Origin of the sequence: Pseudomonas sp. AB6 (assembly GCF_034314105.1) — a bacterium.
GTDB lineage: Bacteria > Pseudomonadota > Gammaproteobacteria > Pseudomonadales > Pseudomonadaceae > Aquipseudomonas.
Genome location: NZ_JAVIWJ010000001.1, coordinates 2,328,048 through 2,346,266, shown reverse-complemented (window position 1 = coordinate 2,346,266; position 18,219 = coordinate 2,328,048). Strand labels below are relative to the sequence as shown.

Annotated in this window: 14 protein-coding genes; 5 read left to right on the top strand and 9 right to left on the bottom strand. The window is 57.0% G+C overall.

Features of this window, described 5'->3' with window-relative positions; genetic code table 11:
• Positions 1–52: 52 nt before the first annotated feature.
• Genes RGW60_RS11035 through puuE form a run of 4 tightly spaced genes read right to left on the bottom strand, consistent with a single transcriptional unit; the run spans position 53 to position 3,110 of the window.
• Positions 53–553: an ureidoglycolate lyase gene (locus RGW60_RS11035; protein WP_322204623.1), complete on the bottom strand. Its 501-nt coding sequence runs from the start codon at positions 551–553 to the stop codon at positions 53–55.
• Positions 554–610: 57 nt separating this feature from the next.
• Positions 611–1,606 (bottom strand): allantoicase, encoded by a 996-nt coding sequence (gene alc / locus RGW60_RS11030; protein ID WP_322204620.1) that lies wholly within the window; start codon positions 1,604–1,606, stop codon positions 611–613.
• A gap of 44 nt (positions 1,607–1,650) precedes the next feature.
• Positions 1,651–2,166, bottom strand: coding sequence for a 2-oxo-4-hydroxy-4-carboxy-5-ureidoimidazoline decarboxylase (gene uraD, locus RGW60_RS11025; protein ID WP_322204619.1), 516 nt, complete (start codon positions 2,164–2,166; stop codon positions 1,651–1,653).
• Positions 2,163–3,110 (bottom strand): allantoinase PuuE, encoded by a 948-nt coding sequence (gene puuE, locus RGW60_RS11020; protein WP_322204617.1) that lies wholly within the window; start codon positions 3,108–3,110, stop codon positions 2,163–2,165. Before puuE ends, uraD begins: the two co-directional genes overlap by 4 nt.
• 371 nt (positions 3,111–3,481) lie before the next feature.
• Here puuE and uraH point away from each other — a divergent pair, with 371 nt between their 5' ends.
• A complete protein-coding gene (gene uraH / locus RGW60_RS11015; protein ID WP_322204615.1) occupies positions 3,482–3,835 on the top strand; it encodes a hydroxyisourate hydrolase in 354 nt (117 codons plus the stop codon).
• A gap of 136 nt (positions 3,836–3,971) precedes the next feature.
• Here the strand turns inward: uraH and RGW60_RS11010 are convergent, their stop codons facing one another.
• Positions 3,972–5,318 (bottom strand): NCS2 family permease, encoded by a 1,347-nt coding sequence (locus RGW60_RS11010; RefSeq protein WP_322204613.1) that lies wholly within the window; start codon positions 5,316–5,318, stop codon positions 3,972–3,974.
• A 280-nt stretch (positions 5,319–5,598) separates the two neighbouring features.
• Between RGW60_RS11010 and RGW60_RS11005 the strand changes: the two genes are divergently transcribed.
• A complete protein-coding gene (locus RGW60_RS11005) occupies positions 5,599–6,363 on the top strand; it encodes a GntR family transcriptional regulator (protein ID WP_322204611.1) in 765 nt (254 codons plus the stop codon).
• A gap of 152 nt (positions 6,364–6,515) precedes the next feature.
• Here the strand turns inward: RGW60_RS11005 and guaD are convergent, their stop codons facing one another.
• The 4 genes from guaD to xdhA form a co-directional block, all read right to left on the bottom strand.
• A complete protein-coding gene (guaD, locus tag RGW60_RS11000; protein WP_322204609.1) occupies positions 6,516–7,850 on the bottom strand; it encodes a guanine deaminase in 1,335 nt (444 codons plus the stop codon).
• An 11-nt stretch (positions 7,851–7,861) separates the two neighbouring features.
• Positions 7,862–8,704 carry a xanthine dehydrogenase accessory protein XdhC gene (xdhC, locus tag RGW60_RS10995; protein WP_322204607.1) on the bottom strand — a complete coding sequence of 281 codons (843 nt, stop codon included), beginning with the start codon at positions 8,702–8,704 and terminating at the stop codon, positions 7,862–7,864.
• A gap of 145 nt (positions 8,705–8,849) precedes the next feature.
• On the bottom strand, positions 8,850–11,246 hold the full coding sequence (gene xdhB, locus RGW60_RS10990) for a xanthine dehydrogenase molybdopterin binding subunit (RefSeq protein WP_322204605.1): 2,397 nt from the start codon (positions 11,244–11,246) through the stop codon (positions 8,850–8,852).
• On the bottom strand, positions 11,239–12,693 hold the full coding sequence (gene xdhA, locus RGW60_RS10985; RefSeq protein WP_322204602.1) for a xanthine dehydrogenase small subunit: 1,455 nt from the start codon (positions 12,691–12,693) through the stop codon (positions 11,239–11,241). Before xdhA ends, xdhB begins: the two co-directional genes overlap by 8 nt.
• Before the next feature lie 265 nt (positions 12,694–12,958).
• Between xdhA and RGW60_RS10980 the strand changes: the two genes are divergently transcribed.
• The 3 genes from RGW60_RS10980 (at position 12,959) to zipA (ending at position 18,198) form a co-directional block, all read left to right on the top strand.
• On the top strand, positions 12,959–13,618 hold the full coding sequence (locus RGW60_RS10980) for a GntR family transcriptional regulator (protein ID WP_322204600.1): 660 nt from the start codon (positions 12,959–12,961) through the stop codon (positions 13,616–13,618).
• A gap of 3 nt (positions 13,619–13,621) precedes the next feature.
• Positions 13,622–17,110, top strand: coding sequence for a chromosome segregation protein SMC (gene smc, locus RGW60_RS10975; protein ID WP_322204599.1), 3,489 nt, complete (start codon positions 13,622–13,624; stop codon positions 17,108–17,110).
• A 239-nt stretch (positions 17,111–17,349) separates the two neighbouring features.
• Positions 17,350–18,198: a cell division protein ZipA gene (gene zipA, locus RGW60_RS10970; protein WP_322204597.1), complete on the top strand. Its 849-nt coding sequence runs from the start codon at positions 17,350–17,352 to the stop codon at positions 18,196–18,198.
• The last annotated feature ends 21 nt before the right edge of the window (positions 18,199–18,219 follow it).

Here is an 18,219-nt window from a genome sequence, read left to right as displayed (position 1 = left end):
GGTATCTACCTCTGAATCTTGCCGGCCACCACTACGGGTGTTCAGGCCTTTCTTATTGGTGGGCGAGGATCAATTTCTGACCCTCCTCGAAAAAATGCTCGTCGCAGTTATTGCCTGTTCCACTGCGATCAACCACCAGGAAGTCATCCCGCTTTTCGATCGTCAGCACCGGGTGGTGCCAAACGCCGCGATGGTAATTAATGCCCTGCCTGCCATTACTGACAAAGGCGCGGACCAACTCTGATGCAGGTGCATCGCCAACCGGCGCGACCACGATCAGAAAGGGGTGGCCGAGCAGCGGTATGAACGCTTGGCTGCCCAGCGGATGCCGTTCCAACATGCACACGGTCAACGGCATCGGCAGCGCTTCGGCGCGGAAGATACTGATGATCGCTTTATCCTCCGGCGTGGCGGTTTCGACGTCTGCCAGCCTGTGAAAACGCATGGTCGTGCCGTTGTTGATCATGAAGTGATCGCTGCCATCGGTTTCGATAACATCACCGAATGGGGCGAAAGCTTCTTTGGTCAGGGGCTCGATCACTAAGGTGCGCATGGTGGTTTTATCTCTGAATACGTTGTTGTTTGTTCAATTTATTCGCGGGGCTCGACGCTATTTCGCCACTTTACCCAGCACCCGCAACCGACTCACACCCCCATCCGGGAATACATTCAGGCGGATGTGGGTGATTGGGCCCAGGGCCTTGATCTGTTCGGCAAAGCTGTGTTCGGCGTGCATTTCCAGTTTCTGTGCCGGCAGCAGTTCACGCCAGAACAAGCTCTGGGTTTCGATCTGACTGTCGGTACCGCCTTTGACGAATGCGCCTTGAATCGAGCAGGTGTCCGGGTAATTACCCTTGAAGTGCAGGGTGTCGACAACCACTTGCTCAATCATCCCAGCATGGCCCAAGGCAATGATCACCCAATCGTTGCCCGGTGTCCGACGCCGTGCGGTCTCCCAGCCGTCGCCCATGTTCACGCCACGGCCAGGATTGAGAATGTTGCTCATGCGCCCGAAGTGTTCATCGGAGCAGGCCAGCGCCCGACCGCCGTTCAATGCTGCGGCGAGGTCGATCTGTTCGCTATCACCGACGGTTGACCAATCACGAAACGGCACGCCATACACCCGCAAACGCGCCACACCGCCGTCCGGGTAAATATTGAAACGCAAATGGCTGTACGCCTGATCATTGTTGATGGCGTGGTAGTGATGGCTGTCGCCTTTGAGCTCGACAGCGGGCAGCACTTCAGTCCATTGGGTTTTTTCGTCCGGCTCGCCGGAGGTCAAGAAGCAGGCTTCCAGTGAGGCCGATGGCGGATAATTGCCGGTGAAGAATGCGGTGTCGATGTCCACGCCTTTAATCGAGCCGGGCACACCCAAGCGAATGATCGCGGTGTCGTAACCTTCAAAGCGTTTGCGGCGTGACTCCCAGCCGTCCATCCATTTGCCGTTGTCATCAAACACGCCTTCTTTCCACACCGCAGGGGTGGGCTGGAACAAGCGGTTGGCGTCGGCGAACCAGTCATCGGTCACCGAGACAATGGTGGTGCCCAGACGGGCATCGGCCAGGTTGACGAACTTCTCGAACGGTGCGGCGTAAGCTTTCATTGATCTTGTCTGCCTTTTTTAGAATTGGCGTGGGATAGGCGCGGTCAGAGGGCTTGCAAGCGGAACATCGCGATCTTGTTGATCTCGGCCAAGGCGCAGGCGAACTCAGTCTCGACCGAGTGATGGATGCGCGTTTCGAAGGCGGCGAGGATCTGATGCCGGTCACTGCCTTTCACCGCCATGATGAAGGGAAACGCGAACGAGGCTTTGTAGGCGTCGTTCAGCTCGGTGAAGCGTTGGAACTCTTCGGCCGAGCATTGGTGGATACCGGCGCCAGCTTGCTCGTGGGTGCTGGCTTCGGTCAGTTGGCCTTGCACGGCGGCTTTGCCGGCAAGGTCCGGGTGAGCGTTGATCAGCGCCAGTTGCCGGGCGTGATCAGCACTTAACAGGATGTCGCTCATGCGGGCGTGCAGGGTTTCGATCTGGTCCAGATCGGCGTCGTGACCCAGGTCGTAGGCCATTTCCGCAACCCACGCTGAATGCTCGTAAACGTCAGCGAAGGCGGCGACGAATTCATCGCGGCTCAGGGTCGACGGTGTCAGGGTTTGGAAATGAGTCATTTCGCTGTCTGTCCTTTTTTACAGGCTGTCGCTTGATACGGATGTTCAGCGTGCCAATGGCGCGCGATGTCTACCCGGCGACTGAACCAAACCTGCTCGTGACCTTTGGCGTACTCGAGGAAGCGTTTCAGCGCGCCCAAGCGGGCCGGGCGCCCGATCAGGCGGCAGTGCAAACCGATCGAGAGCATCTTCGGTGCCTCGGCGCCTTCGGCATACAGCACATCGAAAGCGTCCTTGAGGTACTGAAAAAACTGCTCGCCGTTGTTAAAGCCCTGGGCCTGAGTAAAACGCATGTCGTTGGTGTCGAGGGTGTACGGAATTACCAGGTGCGGCTTGTCAGTGGGGTTGTTCGGTTCCCAGTAGGGCAGGTCATCGTCATAGGTGTCCGAGTCATACAAGAAGCCGCCTTCCTCCATGACCAACCGACGGGTGTTAGGACCGGTACGACCGGTGTACCAACCCAGCGGACGCTCGCCGCTGATCTCGGTGAGGATGCGGACCGCTTCAAGCATGTGTTCACGCTCTTGGGCTTGGTCCATGTACTGATAGTCGATCCAACGGTAGCCGTGGCTGCAAATCTCATGACCGGCTTCAACCATGGCGCGGATCACCTCCGGATGACGCTGCGCGGCCATGGCTACGGCAAAAACAGTCAGCGGAATATCGAACGCCTTGAACAGCTTGAGCACTCGCCAGACACCCGCGCGGCTGCCATATTCGTAGAGCGACTCCATGCTCAAGTTGCGCTCGCCCTGCAGCGGTTGCGCCGAGACCATTTCCGACAGGAAGGACTCGGATTCGCTATCGCCGTGCAAAATATTACGCTCGCCGCCTTCTTCGTAATTCAGTACGAACGACAAGGCGATGCGGGCATTCCCTGGCCAGTGGGGATGGGGTGGGTTATTGCCGTAACCGATCAGGTCGCGTGGATAATCAGCACTCACTGCGCTCTTCCTTCTGTACGTGTTGTCAGTGGCAGTGGTTGCCGGGTCAATCCGGGATGAGCCACCGCGATGGATCGATTGTATACAACTTATTGATCGTTTTGTAAGCCCGACTTTTCATCTTTTTCAGAATAATCTGTTTGCAAGAAACTTGCCTAATCGATCAGCTTCTAGTCCTGCGATGCTTGAACCGCTTGATTTAAGGCCAAAACGGCAGCTGTGTCGAAGTAGCAGGCGACTCAGGAAAAGGTGTGGTTTTTATTGTGTACAATTTTTATAAAAAATGTCTTAATTCCACATCGTCGCCCCGGTCAGCGCACTAGAACGGGGCGGTATTTATCCTTTAACAGACCGCGCAGGGCAGACAAACAATGGGACGACTGACGACGCATGTACTGGACGCCGCACACGGCTGCCCCGGCAGCTGCATCAAAATTGAACTGTACCGAGTCGAAGGTGATCGCCTGGAGTCAGTCGCCAAGGCCGTGACCAATAGCGACGGCCGCTGTGATGCGCCGTTGTTGGAAGGTGACGACTATCGCACTGGGGTTTATCAATTGCAGTTCCAGGCCGGTGATTATTACCGGGCTCGAGGTACGACGTTGCCCGATCAAGCCTTTCTCGACGTCGTGGTACTGCGGTTTGGCATCGACGCTACGCAAGATCATTACCATGTGCCGCTGTTAATTTCGCCTTACAGCTATTCGACCTATCGCGGTAGTTAACTGCCGCTGGTCAATCTGTTTCATTTCCTCTTGCCCGCCCACACTGCGGGCTTTTTTTGGTGCGAAAAACGGTCACTGGCTTCGAGTTATCGGGCGACGGCTAACAGATCTGCCTTCACCCGATGTCGTGTGCTGCTTACAGGAATACGAACTTGGCGATGAAAATCACACACAGCGCATACAGGCTGACGGAGATTTCCTTGTGCTTGCCGGTGCCGACCTTGAGCACCACGTAGGTGATAAAGCCAAGGGCAATGCCGTCTGCGACCGAGAACGTCAACGGCATCATGATCACGGTGACGATGGCTGGAATGCTGTCGGTGGCTTCGTCCCAGTTGATGTGTGCCATGCCACCCATCATAAGCATCGCGACGTAGATCAGCGCCCCAGCAGTGGCATAGGCGGGGATCATCCCGGCCAGCGGTGCAAAAAACATTGCCACGATAAACAGCACGCCAACGGTAACTGCGGTGAGCCCGGTACGTCCTCCTGCCGCAACACCTGCGGCGCTTTCGACATAGCTGGTAACGGGAGGCACGCCGACCAGGGCGCCAAATACGCTGGAGGCACTGTCAGCCTTCAGCGCTTTGGACAGGTTTTCAATTTTTCCGTCAGGCTTCACCAGTCCTGCGCGCTGAGCAACGCCCATCAAGGTGCCTGCGGTGTCGAACATGTGCACGAACAGAAACGCCAACACCACGCTGATCATGCTGACGTTGAACACGCCCTTGACGTCCATTGCCAGCCAAGTCGGGGCCAAGCTCGGCGGGGTAGAAAAAATGCCGTTGTATTGCACCAACCCCAAACCCCAGCCGGCGAGTGTCACCGCAATAATACTGATCAGAATCGCACCGAAAACGCGGTGGTAGCTCAGCACGGCAATCATCAGAAAACAGATCGCAGCCAATAACGGCCCAGGTTCACGCAGCGAGCCAAGCTTGATCAACGTGCTGGGGCTGGCGACCACGATACCGGCGGTTTTCAAGCCAATGATGCCAAGAAACAAACCAACTCCCGCGCCCATGGCGAAACGCAAACTGATCGGGATGCTATTGAGCAGCCATTCGCGAATGCGCGACAGGGTCAGAAACATGAAGATCAAGCCGGAAATAAACACAGCACCCAGCGCGGTTTGCCAGCTGTAGCCCATGGTGCCGACCACGGTGTAGGTAAAAAAGGCATTCAAGCCCATACCCGGCGCCAAACCTACGGGCCAGTTCGCGTACAACCCCATCAACAGGCAGCCTAGCGCGGCGGCGATACAGGTAGCGACGAACGCTGCCCCGTGGTCGATGCCGGCGTCGGCCATGATATTGGGGTTGACGAAGATGATGTACGCCATGGTGATGAACGTGGTCAGGCCCGCTAGCAGTTCGGTTCTGACGGTTGTGCCATGCACACTTAGCTTGAAGACACGTTCAAGCAAGCCTGTGCTTGGCGGCGTAAGATCCAGCGTTGTTGCTTCGGATTTTCGACTTTCCACAGCAGGGGTACTCCTCAAGACTTTTATTGTTTTTCCCACGCCAGTAATAGCGCAGTGAGGTGGTGCGTTTGAGTTGATGGTTTTTTTGACCATCAAGTCAGGAATTTGCACGAGGCCGATTATGCTTTTGTATACAAAAAAAGCAAATAATGTTTTTTACGCTGTTGGCTAAATATTTAGAACTGTATGCATAACGCTGTCGATATAGCTGTCGCTATTCAACGCCAATGCACTGTGTACAATGTCCCGGTACTTTTCTGTGACTTGCCCTCGAGAACCCATGAACGAACAGTTGCAGCCCCTCAAAAAGCATCCGCGTACCCTCAAGACTGGCCGCACCGGAACCCAGGACGATATCGTTTATGCGCATATCTTTGAGGCTATTTTGGAGCAACGTCTGGCACCCGGTACGAAACTGAGTGAGGAAGCGCTGGGGGAAATTTTCGGTGTCAGCCGCACGATTATTCGTCGTGCGCTATCACGTTTGGCCCACGAAGGGGTCGTGCTGCTACGGCCAAACCGTGGCGCGGTAGTGGCCAGCCCGAGTGTGGAAGAAGCGCGTCAGGTGTTCTTTGCGCGGCGCATGGTGGAGAAGGCGATTACTGAACTGGCCGTCGAGCATGCAACGCCTGAGCAACTCGCCGAACTGCGACAGATGGTCAGCGACGAGCGCGACAGTTTTTCCCGCGGGGATCGCGGCGCGGGGATTCGTTTATCGGGGGAGTTTCACTTGAAATTGGCCGTAGCGGCGAAGAATGCGCCGCTGATCAGCTTCCAGCGCAGCCTGGTGTCGCAGACTTCATTGATCATCGCGCAGTACGAAAGCGGCAATCGCTCACACTGCTCTTACGATGAACACAACCAGTTGATCGATGCCATAGAAGCGCGCGACGCGGCATTAGCGGTGAACCTGATGATGCATCACATGGACCACATCGACAGCAAGCTCAACCTCGACGAAGACAGCGCCTCCGACGACCTGCACGCAGTGTTCTCGCACTTGATGCTGACCAAGAAAAAACCGGGTAGGAATCAGGCGGTTTAAGTCAGGAGTCCCTGTAGGAGCCAACACGTTGGCTCCTACAGATCCGCGCTGTATCAGGAGTTAGCTGAGGAATCGACCGGTTGAAATCCTGTGGGACCGAATTTATTCGGGAAGACCACGCCGCGGTCCTTCAGAAAAATCCGCGTCGGTGACTAGTCGCGCTTGTGCACTCGCTGCCCGGCCGAGTAGGTCTCCAGCACCGTCCGGTCATCACCCAGGGTGGTCAGCACGAACAACTTCTCCTCGATATCCTTCGCCTGTTTCAAGCGGTAGGCGAGGAGCGGCGTAGCGGTGTAATCAAGCACCACGAAGTCTGCTTCGGTTCCCGGATACAACGTGCCGATCTTGTCTTCAAGACGCAACGCCCGTGCGCCGCCCAACGTCGCCAGGTACAGCGATTTGAACGGGCTCAGTTTGGCGCCCTGAAGCTGCATCACCTTGTACGCTTCGTTCAGCGTGTGCAGCAGCGAGAAGCTCGTTCCCGCGCCGACATCGGTGCCCAAACCAATGTTCAGTTTGTGCTTCTCCGCCATGGGCAAATCAAACAAACCGCTGCCGAGGAACAGGTTAGACGTCGGGCAGAACGCCACCGCCGAACCGGTTTCCGCCAGCCTTGCGCATTCGTCGTCGCACAAGTGCACGCCGTGGGCAAATACCGAGCGTTCACCGAGCAATTTGAAGTGGTCGTACACATCCAGATAATTGCTGCGTTCCGGGAACAACGCCTTCACCCACTCAACTTCTTGCAGGTTCTCGCTGATGTGCGTTTGCATATACACGTCTGGGTATTCGTCGAGCAGTTGCCCGGCCAGCGCCAATTGTGCCGGGGTGCTGGTGGGCGCGAAGCGCGGCGTTACGGCGTAGTGCAAACGACCCTTGCCGTGCCAGCGTTCGATCAACGCTTTGCTGTCGACGTAGCTGGACTCTGCGGTATCGGTCAGGTAATCCGGGGCATTGCGGTCCATCATCACCTTGCCGGCGATCATCCTCAAGTTGAGCCTCTCTGCCGCGCTGAAAAAAGCCTCCACCGAGGCCTTGTGCACACTGCCGAATACCAGCGCGGTGGTGGTGCCGTTGCGCAGCAATTCCTTGATGAAAATCTCTGATACTTCGGCCGAATGCGCCGCGTCGGCAAACTGCTTTTCGCAGGGGAAAACGTAGGTGTTCAGCCAGTCCAGCAACTGCTCGCCATAGGACCCGACCATCCCGGTCTGCGGCAAATGGATGTGGGTATCGATGAACCCGGGGGTGATCAACGCGTCCGGGTATTGCGTGACCTCGACATCACTGCCGAGCGTGCCAAGTAAATCTGCAGCGTGCCCAAGGGCGACTATGTTGCCGTCCTCGACCACCAGTAAGCCGTCGGAAAAATACTCATAGGAGGCCTCGATCACAACTTCCGCCGGATCAGCGATGCTGTGCAGAATCGCGGCGCGGTAGGCTTTTTTGATGGTGCTTGCATGGGTACTGACAGACACGGACTTCATAACACTCTCATTTATTGTTGTGCTTGGCTGCGGCGGGAGACCGGCAGCAAGTGGGCAATCGGCACGGCGTCGGCGCTGTGCTGGCCGAAATTAGCGTTGTAGGTGGCGATTACTTCAGCGGCGATGGACACGGCAATTTCGATCGGCAATTTGCCTTTGACTTCGGCCAAGCCCATTGGGCAACGAATGCGTTGCAACAGCGCGGTATCGAAACCGCGTTCACGCAAGCGATGCTCGAACTTGATGCGTTTGGTTTTTGAGCCGATCAAGCCGAAATAGGTGAAGTCGTTGCGCTTTAGGATCGCCGCCGTCAGTTCCAGATCCAGCTGATGATTGTGGGTCATGACGATGCAATAACTGCCCTTGGGCAACTGCTCGACTTCATCCACAGGCTCTTCGTTAACGATGCGTGACACACCTTCGGGAATCTGCGCAGGGAACTCATTTTCCCGGGAATCAATCCAACGTATCCGGCACGGCAGGCTCGCCAACAGCGGCACCAACGCGCGCCCCACATGGCCTGCACCAAACACTGCGATCTGCGCTTGTGGATGGCCCATGGGCTCAAACAGCAACACATTTACCCCACCGCAACACTGGCCCAGACTTGCACCGAGGCTGAAGCGTTCCAGGCGGGTGTGTTGACTGCCGCTGGCGAGCATCTCACGGGCTATTTCCATCGCCTTGTATTCCAGATGCCCGCCACCGATGGTTTCGAAGATCCGCTCGGCACTGACCACCATCTTCGAGCCAGCATTGCGCGGCGTCGAACCGCGCTCATCGATGATGGTCACCAACACACAGGGCTCGCCTTGATTTTGCAAATCGGCGAGGGCACTGATCCAGTTATCCATGTTTCTCTCCTGATCGTCTTTCAACGCCGCCAAACAACCATCTGCGGCGACACAATCGTCTGTAGGAACCAACTTGTTGCGAAGGTTCTGAGCGGTATGTCTGAACCGCCTCGCCAACACGTCCGCTCCTACAGGCAGGTTGGACTCAGATTAATTCGTGCGCGACATCCAATGCTTCCTGAACCGATGCATTCAATTTTCTCATCTGCTCACAGCCCCACAGCACCCGCTCCGGGGTCGCGGGCGCATCAATCTTTGGCTGATGCCGATAATCGGCGACGCTGGCCACGGCGTCTTTGATTGCGCACCAGGCGGCGATGCCGAGCATGAATGGCGGTTCGCCCACGGCCTTGGAGTGGAACACCGTGTCTTCCGGGTTTTTGCGGTTTTCCACCAGCTTCACCCGCAGGTCCAGCGGCATGTCGCTGACCGCCGGGACCTTGTAGCTGGCCGGACTGTTGGTCATCAGTTTGCCCTTGGCGTTCCACACCAACTCTTCCATGGTCAACCAGCCCATGCCTTGAATGAACCCGCCCTCTACCTGACCCATGTCGATGGCCGGGTTCAACGAGGCGCCCACGTCATGGAGGATGTCGGTGCGGAGCATTTTGTATTCGCCGGTCAAGGTATCGATGATCACCTCACAACAGGCCGCGCCGTAGGCAAAGTAATAGAACGGATGGCCACGGGCCTGGGTGCGGTCGTAGTAGATCTTCGGTGTCTTGTAATAACCGGTACTCGATAGCGAGACCTGACCGACCCATGCCTGCATCGCCAAGGATTCGAACGACAACACAAACTCGCCGGCCCGCACATGACCGTTGCGAAACTCCACCTGGTCTTCAGCGACTTTGTACTGTTTCGCGGCAAATTCGACCAAGCGCTGCTTGAGAATTTCGGCCGCGTTTTGCGCCGCCTTGCCGTTCAAGTCCGCACCGCTGGATGCGGCCGTCGGTGAAGTATTCGGCACCTTGTCGGTGTTGGTTGCGGTGATCTGAATTCGGTCGATGTCCACCTGAAACACCTCGGCCACCACTTGCGCGACCTTGATGTTCAAACCCTGGCCCATCTCCGTGCCGCCGTGGTTCAGGTGAATGCTGCCGTCGGTGTAGATATGGATCAACGCACCGGCCTGATTGAGGAAGCTGGCGGTGAAGGAAATACCGAACTTCACCGGGGTCAGCGCCAGGCCTTTTTTCAATACCGGACTGCTGGCGTTATAGGTGCGAATCGACTCGCGGCGCTCGGCGTACTGGCAGCTTTCTTCTAGCTCGGCGGTCATCTCTTCGAGCATGTTGTGCTCGACGGTTTGGTAGTAGTGGGTGACGTTACGCTCGGTCTTGCCGTAGTAGTTAACCTTGCGCACCTCCAACGGGTCTTTGCCGAGGTGACGGGCGATGTTGTCCATGACTTCTTCGATAGCGACCATGCCTTGTGGCCCGCCGAAACCGCGATACGCGGTATTCGACGCCGTGTTGGTCTTGCAGCGATGACCATTGATGGTGGCATCGCCCAGGTAATACGAGTTGTCAGCATGGAACATCGCCCGGTCGACGATGGAGTTGGACAAGTCCGGCGAGCAGCCGCAGTTGCCGGCCAGCTCCAAACGAATCCCGTGCAGGCGTCCGCTGTTATCGAAGCCAACGTCGTACTCGATGTAGAACGGGTGGCGCTTACCGGTCATCAGCATGTCTTCGACCCGTGGCAGGCGCATTTTGGTCGGTTGTCCGGTCAACATTGCCACCACCGCGCACAAGCACGCCGGGCTGGCTGCCTGAGTTTCCTTGCCGCCGAACCCGCCGCCCATGCGGCGCATGTCCACCACGATCTTGTTCATGGAGACACCGAGCACTTCGGCCACCAGTTTTTGCACTTCGGTGGGGTTTTGCGTCGAGCAGTAAACGATCATGCCGCCGTCTTCAGTGGGCATCACCGACGAGATCTGGGTTTCCAGGTAAAAGTGTTCCTGGCCGCCGATGTGCAAACTGCCCTGCAAGCGGTGTTCGGCGCTGTCCAACGCGCTGACAGAATCACCGCGTTTGTGGGTGTGGCTGTCGAGGACGAAGTGCTTATTGCGGAACGCTTCAACCACGTCCAACACCGGCACCAGGTCTTCGTATTCGATGATCGCGGCCATGGCCGCTTTGCGTGCGGTTTCCAGATCACGGGCGGCGACAGCCATCACCGGCTGGCCCACAAACTCAACGGTATCGATGGCCAGCAACGGGTCGCCGGGCAGCAGTGGACCAATGTCCTTGAGGCCGGGAATGTCTTCGTGGGTGATCGCTATACGTACGCCCTCGAAGGCGTAGCACGGCGCGGTGTCGATGCTGATGATCCGCGCATGGGCACGGTCAGACATCCGCGCATACACGTGCAGTTGGTTGGGGAATTCCAGGCGGTCGTCGATGTACACCGCTTCCCCCGACACATGCTTGTCGGCGCTGTCGTGCTTGACGCTGCGGCCGACGCCGGTCTTCAGGTCTTGCTGAAACAGCGCGATCATTTCGGTCTGGGTTTTTTCCGGGGCGTGATTAGACATAAGAAGTCACCCGCGTTTCGATATGAGGCGATTGCAGCTCGATGAAGTACTTACGCAGCAGGTTTTGCGCGCTGAGCAGGCGGTATTCCTTGCTGGCGCGGAAGTCTGAGAGCGGGGTGAAATCATCCGCCAATGCCACGCAAGCGCGCTCCACAGTGGCCGACGTCCACGGCGCACCGATCAGCGCCTGTTCGCAGGCCGCTGCACGTTTCGGAATCGCGGCCATGCCGCCGAAGGCGACGCGTGCTTCAACGATAGCGCCGTTTTCCACCTGCAAGCGGAAGGCGGCACAGACGGCGGAGATATCGTCGTCCAAGCGCTTGGATACTTTGTACGCGCGAAATACCTGCCGGGCGTTGGCCTTGGGCACGATGATTTTCTCGATGAATTCGCTGTCCTGCCGCGCCGTGACCCGGTAATCGATGAAGTAATCTTCCAGCGCCAGGGTTCGACGGGTCTGGCCTTTGCACAGGACAAGTTGGGCGCCGAGGGCGATCAGCAGTGGGGGCGAATCACCAATCGGTGAAGCGTTGCCGATGTTGCCGCCGAGGGTGCCTTGATTGCGGATTTGCAGCGACGCGAAGCGCTGCAACAGCTCGCCGAAGTCCGGGTATTGAGCACTGAGTGCGACGTAACAGTCGGTGAGCGAGGTCGCGGCGCCGATTTCCAGGCGGTCGTCGAAATGTTCAATGCGTTTCATGGCTTCGATGTTGCCGACATAGATCATCACCGGCAGCGTGCGATGGAACTGCGTCACCTCCAGCGCCAGATCGGTGCCGCCCGCCAGCAAACGCGCTTGTGGGTATGAGTCATACAGTTCGGCCAAGTCGCTGACGGTCAGCGGCACCAGGCAACGTTTGTCGCCGCTGTTGAGTTCAGCGGTTTCCTTCGGCGCGATGGCGCGCAGGCGGGCAATGGTCGCGGCCTCGCGCTGATCGAATTGATCAGGTTGGCGTTGATCGCCGCACGCTTGCTCGGCGGCGGCCAGAATCGGGCGATAACCGGTGCAGCGGCACAAATTACCGGCCAGTGCTTCGTGGGCTTGATGACCGTTGGCTTCAGTGCTGTTCTTTTGCAGCGCGAACAGCGACATGACAAACCCTGGTGTGCAGAAGCCGCATTGCGAGCCATGACAATCGACCATGGCTTTTTGCACACTGTGCAGTTGACCTTGATGCTTTAGGTCTTCAACGGTGATCAGTTGTTTACCGTGCAACGAGGCGACGAACGTCAGGCATGAGTTGAGGCTGCGATAACGCAGATGTTCTTGGCCGTCGTCGAGATTCAATTCGCCGATCACCACCGTGCAGGCGCCACAGTCGCCACTGGCGCAGCCTTCTTTGGTGCCGGGTTTACCCAAGTGCTCACGTAAATAATTGAGCACCGTCAAATTCGGGTCCAGGACGTGCTCAGTTCGCAGTTCCTGATTAAGTAAGAATTGGATCACGGAGGCCTCTCTGCACTATTTTTATAATCGAACACAGGGGGTGAATTTATCAGCTCTGACTTTATGGTCAATAAATTTCTGACCTATAAGTCAAGAAAACCCGAATTTTCCCTATTTGCCGATTAACGGTGTGCCACGCCAGCGGTTAGCTTTTTGACTGCTGTTTAAATAATTGCTTATTTCGTGCCAGATTCAAGTCTTATGGCCGTGCGCCATGCGATACACTGCGCGGCTCGTAGGATTGAGCTGAAGTTGAAGGAAGATCATGACGTTCAAGGCGCCGGACAGCCTCGCCGAGCAAATCGCTCGCCACCTTGCAGAGAGAATCATCCGTGGCGAATTGAAGCCAGGGGAACGCATTCAAGAGCAAAAGGTAACGACCTCACTCAGTGTGAGTCGTGGTTCGGTGCGTGAAGCGCTGCTGATTCTTGAACGCCGCCATTTGATTGTTATCCTGCCGCGCCGTGGTGCCCAGGTGACGGAGATCACCGCACACAATGTTCAAAGCCTCTGCACGCTGATGAGTGAGCTGTACATTCTGCTTGCTCTTGCTGTGGCTGATCGCTGGGAGGCGCCGATTGATCTTGCGCCATTCGTACAGATTCAACAGCGCCTCAAAAACAGCCTTGAACGCCAAGATGTGAAGGCCTTCGTCGAAGACAGCTTTAACGTCATGCGCGCGGCGTATCCATTCGCCGACAACCCATACCTGCAAGAGACTGTTGAAAATCTGCAACCGTCCATGAGCCGTAACTATTACTTGGCACTGGATCAGCGTAAGGCAGAAATGGGGGAATCCTTCAAGCACTTCGGCCAACTGCTCGATGCGGTGGTGGCGCGCGACGTTGTGCGAATTCGCGAAGTACTGGGCAGCTATGGTGAGCGCAGCTGCAAGTTGATTCTGTCCGCACTGGCAGTTGACTGACCTATGCGTCTCAAGTGCATCAAACTGGCCGGGTTCAAATCGTTCGTCGATCCGACCACGGTTAATTTTCCGAGCAATATGGCGGCGGTGGTCGGTCCCAACGGCTGCGGCAAATCCAATATTATTGATGCCGTGCGCTGGGTGATGGGCGAAAGCTCGGCGAAAAATCTACGCGGCGAGTCGATGACCGATGTCATCTTCAATGGCTCCACCACTCGTAAACCGGTGAGTCAGGCCAGCATCGAGTTGGTGTTCGATAACTCAGACGGCACCTTGGTCGGCGAATACGCCAGCTACGCGGAAATCTCCATTCGGCGCAAAGTCACCCGCGACAGCCAGACCAGCTATTACCTCAACGGTACCAAGTGCCGTCGGCGGGACATCACGGACATCTTCCTCGGCACCGGCCTTGGTCCGCGCAGTTACTCGATCATCGAGCAGGGGATGATCTCCAAGCTGATTGAGTCCAAGCCTGAGGATCTGCGCAACTTCATTGAAGAAGCCGCAGGTATTTCCAAGTACAAAGAACGTCGGCGCGAGACTGAAAACCGCATTCGCCGTACCCACGAAAATCTTGCCCGCCTGACCGACTTGCGCGACGAACTGGAGCGCCAGCTCGATCGACTCCAGCGTCAGGCTCAGGCTGCCGAGAAATACCAGGAATACAAAGGTGAGGAGCGTCAGCTCAAAGCGCAACTGTCGGCCTTGCGCTGGCAGGCGTTGAATGAGCAGGTCGGCCAGCGCGAAGCGGTAATCGGCACCCAGGAAATCGGTTTCGAAGCCTTGGTCGCCGAGCAGCGTAATGCGGATGCCGGCATCGAACGCTTACGCGACGGGCACCACGATCTGTCAGAACGCTTCAATGTGGTGCAAGGACGTTTTTACTCGGTGGGCGGTGATATTGCCCGCATCGAGCAGAGCATCCAGCATGGCCAACAACGCCTGCGCCAACTGCAAGAAGATTTGCGCGAATCCGAGCGCTCGCGCCTAGAGACCGAATCGCATTTAGGCCACGACCGCACGTTGCTCTTGACCCTCGGCGAAGAGCTGGAAATGCTCGAGCCGGAACAGGAAATCACCAGCGCAGCTGCTGAAGAATCCGCTGTGGCACTGGAAGAGTCCGAAGCCACCATGCACGGCTGGCAGGAGAAGTGGGACGCCTTCAACCTGGAGTCCGCCGAGCCGCGGCGTCAGGCCGAAGTGCAGCAGTCGCGCATCCAGCAGTTGGACACCAGCATGGAACGCTTGGGCGAACGGCAACGGCGACTGACCGAAGAGCGTCAATTGCTGGCAGCCGACCCGGAAGACGCAGCGATCTTGCAGCTCAGCGAAGACCTTGCCACCCGGGAAATGACCCTCGAAGAACTGCACGCCAGCGAAGAGCAACTGGTCGAACGCCTGGAGCACCTTCGCAGCGAACTGCATCGCGCCAACCAAGCGCAACAACAGGCCCAAGGTGAGCTGCAGCGTCTGAACGGGCGGCTGGCTTCCCTGGAGGCGTTGCAACAGGCGGCCCTCGATCCGGGCACCGGCACGGCTGAATGGCTGCGTGACCAGCACCTTTCTGAGCGGCCGCGTCTGGCAGAAGGTTTGCGCGTTGAACCCGGATGGGAGCTGGCGGTAGAGACCGTGCTCGGTGCCGACCTGCAAGCGGTGCTGGTGGACGGTTTTGCCGGACTGGATTTAGCCGGTTTTGAGCAAGGCGACCTGCGCCTGATCAGCCCTTCAATAGACGTTGCGCGTATTCCTGGCAGCCTGTTGGACAAGGTCGAAACATCCGTTGATTTGTCCGCTTGGCTGGGCGATGTGCAGCCGGTGGAACAGCTTGAGGATGCACTGGCTTTGCGAGCGCAGCTCGGAGCAGGGCAGAGCTTGATCAGTCGCGACGGCTATTGGGTCGGGCGGCATTTCCTGCGCGTACGCCGGGCGAGTGAAGCGCAAAGCGGTGTGCTGGCCCGTGGTCAGGAATTGATTCGGCTGGGCCTTGAACGCGATGAGCGTGAAGCCAACTTGGCCGCCCTCGAAGAACAGCTCCTCACACAGCGCGAACAGCAAGTTCAGCAAGAGGACGCCCGCGAACAGTTGCGTCGTCGACTCCAGGACGAAACGCGCCAGCAAAGCGAACTCAAGGCTCAACTGTCGGCGAGCAAGGCCAAGGTCGAGCAATTGACCCTGCGCCGTACCCGCCTTGATGAAGAACTGACTGAGCTGGGGGAGCAGCGCGCCATTGAACACGAGCAGTTGGGCGAGTCGCGCCTGCATTTGCAGGATGCGCTGGACAGCATGGCCCTGGACACCGAACAACGTGAATTGCTGCTGGCCCAGCGCGACAGCCTGCGCGAGCGCCTTGATCGGGTGCGTCAGGATGCCCGGCAGCATAAAGACCATGCGCACCAACTGGCGGTGCGTCTTGGCTCGCTTAAAGCGCAGCACGACTCCACTCGGCAGGCCCTTGAACGTCTGGAGTTGCAGTCCGAGCGCCTCACCGAGAAACGCGAACAACTGAACCTCAATCTGGAGGAGGGCGAAGCACCGCTTGAAGAGCTGCGCCTCAAGCTCGAAGAGCTGCTGGAAAAACGCATGGCGGTGGACGACGAAATGCGTCTGGCCAAGCTGGCGCTGGAAGACGCCGACCGCGAGCTGCGTGATGTCGAAAAACGTCGTAGTCAAGCCGAACAGCAATCGCAACTCGTGCGCGGCCAGCTTGAACAGCAGCGCATGGAATGGCAGGCACTCACCGTGCGGCGCAACACCTTGCAGGACCAGTTGCTGGAAGACGGCTATGACCTGCACGGCGTCCTTGCGACACTGACCCGTGACACCAATGAAAAGTCCGCCGAAGACGAACTGGAGCGCATCGCCGGACGTATTCAACGCTTGGGTGCGATCAACCTGGCGGCTATTGACGAGTACCAGCAGCAATCCGAGCGCAAGCGTTATCTGGATGCCCAAAATGCCGATTTGGCGGAGGCCCTGGACACCCTTGAAAACGTGATTCGCAAAATCGACAAAGAAACGCGTAACCGATTCAAAGAGACCTTCGATCAGATAAATAACGGATTGCAGGCCCTTTTCCCAAAAGTTTTCGGTGGCGGCAGCGCTTATTTGGAACTGACGGGCGAAGATCTACTCGATACAGGTGTGACAATTATGGCGCGTCCACCCGGCAAGAAAAACAGCACCATTCATTTGCTCTCTGGTGGTGAGAAAGCCCTGACCGCCTTGGCACTGGTATTTGCCATCTTCAAACTGAACCCGGCACCGTTCTGCATGCTCGACGAAGTTGACGCGCCGCTCGATGACGCTAACGTTGGACGGTACGCGCGTCTCGTGAAAGAAATGTCCGAAACAGTGCAATTCATCTACATCACCCACAATAAAATTGCCATGGAAATGGCGGATCAATTGATGGGCGTGACTATGCACGAGCCAGGGTGTTCGCGGTTAGTGGCGGTAGACGTGGAGGAGGCGATGGCTTTGGTTGAAGGCTAGCGTTTTAGGCTGAAGCGATCATATGAGTGGCTATTTGACAGCTAGCGGCGTGCTTGATATCCGTTACAGTGGCCAAGTGGCTGAAACAGACGGTGTAAAGTTATCTTTGGTCGTGCTAGCTTAGTCAACACTTTTCTATTCGCGTGGGTAAAACGCCTGTCAGAACATAGAGTTGGCGCCACGTTTTAAAGGGGTTTCGGCCCTTATTTTCAGCATTTTTATTAGAGGCAAGGGATTACATGGAAATCGGTCTGCGCGAGTGGCTGATCGTCATCGGCATTATTGTCATTGCCGGTATACTTTTTGATGGCTGGCGCCGTATGCGCGGCGGCAAAGGAAAACTGAAATTCAGGCTCGATCGAAGTTTCTCAAACGCCGCAGACGACGACGAAACCTCATCGGCTGAGGTGCTGGGTCCGCCGCGTGTGCTGGACCAGAAAGAACCCAAATTGGACGAGCATGATTTGCCGTCGGTGAGCATGGCGCCGCGTGATGCCAAGCGTAAACGCAAAGACGAACCGCATCAGGGCGACCTCAATCTGAACCTCGACCTCGACGGGCCAAGCCTGTTCACCGGTCGCGATGAAGATTTTCCTGACGATAAGGCCGGACGTCGCTCGGAAGAACCAGCGCGCCGCACTGAAGACTTGCCGGCGGTCGAAGAAGTGTTGGTGATCAGCGTGATTTGTCGTGATGAGAGCGGCTTTAAGGGCCCTGCGTTACTGCAGAATATTTTGGAAAGCGGTTTGCGGTTTGGTGAAATGGACATTTTTCACCGCCACGAAAGCATGGCGGGTAACGGCGAAGTACTGTTCTCCATGGCGAACGCAGTCAAACCGGGCGTGTTCGATCTCGATGACATTGATCACTTCAGCACTCGTGCGGTGAGCTTCTTTCTCGGGTTGCCGGGTCCGCGTCATCCGAAACAAGCGTTCGACGTCATGGTGGCTGCGGCCCGTAAATTGGCCCACGAACTGAACGGTGAGTTGAAAGATGACCAGCGTAGCGTCATGACTGCGCAAACCATCGAGCACTACCGCCAACGCATCGTCGAGTTCGAACGTCGTGCATTGACGCATCGTCGTTGATCGCACAGGCACTGCGCGTCT

Excerpts from the sequence above, each read along its gene's own strand:
- alc (WP_322204620.1), bottom strand. The coding sequence starts at position 1,606 with ATGAAAGCTTACGCCGCACCGTTCGAGAAGTTCGTCAACCTGGCCGAT.
- uraD (WP_322204619.1), bottom strand. The coding sequence starts at position 2,166 with ATGACTCATTTCCAAACCCTGACACCGTCGACCCTGAGCCGCGATGAA.
- guaD (WP_322204609.1), bottom strand. The coding sequence starts at position 7,850 with ATGAAGTCCGTGTCTGTCAGTACCCATGCAAGCACCATCAAAAAAGCC.
- RGW60_RS11005 (WP_322204611.1), top strand. The coding sequence starts at position 5,599 with ATGAACGAACAGTTGCAGCCCCTCAAAAAGCATCCGCGTACCCTCAAG.
- RGW60_RS10980 (WP_322204600.1), top strand. The coding sequence starts at position 12,959 with ATGACGTTCAAGGCGCCGGACAGCCTCGCCGAGCAAATCGCTCGCCAC.
- RGW60_RS11035 (WP_322204623.1), bottom strand. The coding sequence starts at position 553 with ATGCGCACCTTAGTGATCGAGCCCCTGACCAAAGAAGCTTTCGCCCCA.
- xdhB (WP_322204605.1), bottom strand. The coding sequence starts at position 11,246 with ATGTCTAATCACGCCCCGGAAAAAACCCAGACCGAAATGATCGCGCTG.
- uraH (WP_322204615.1), top strand. The coding sequence starts at position 3,482 with ATGGGACGACTGACGACGCATGTACTGGACGCCGCACACGGCTGCCCC.
- zipA (WP_322204597.1), top strand. The coding sequence starts at position 17,350 with ATGGAAATCGGTCTGCGCGAGTGGCTGATCGTCATCGGCATTATTGTC.
- xdhC (WP_322204607.1), bottom strand. The coding sequence starts at position 8,704 with ATGGATAACTGGATCAGTGCCCTCGCCGATTTGCAAAATCAAGGCGAG.
- smc (WP_322204599.1), top strand. The coding sequence starts at position 13,622 with ATGCGTCTCAAGTGCATCAAACTGGCCGGGTTCAAATCGTTCGTCGAT.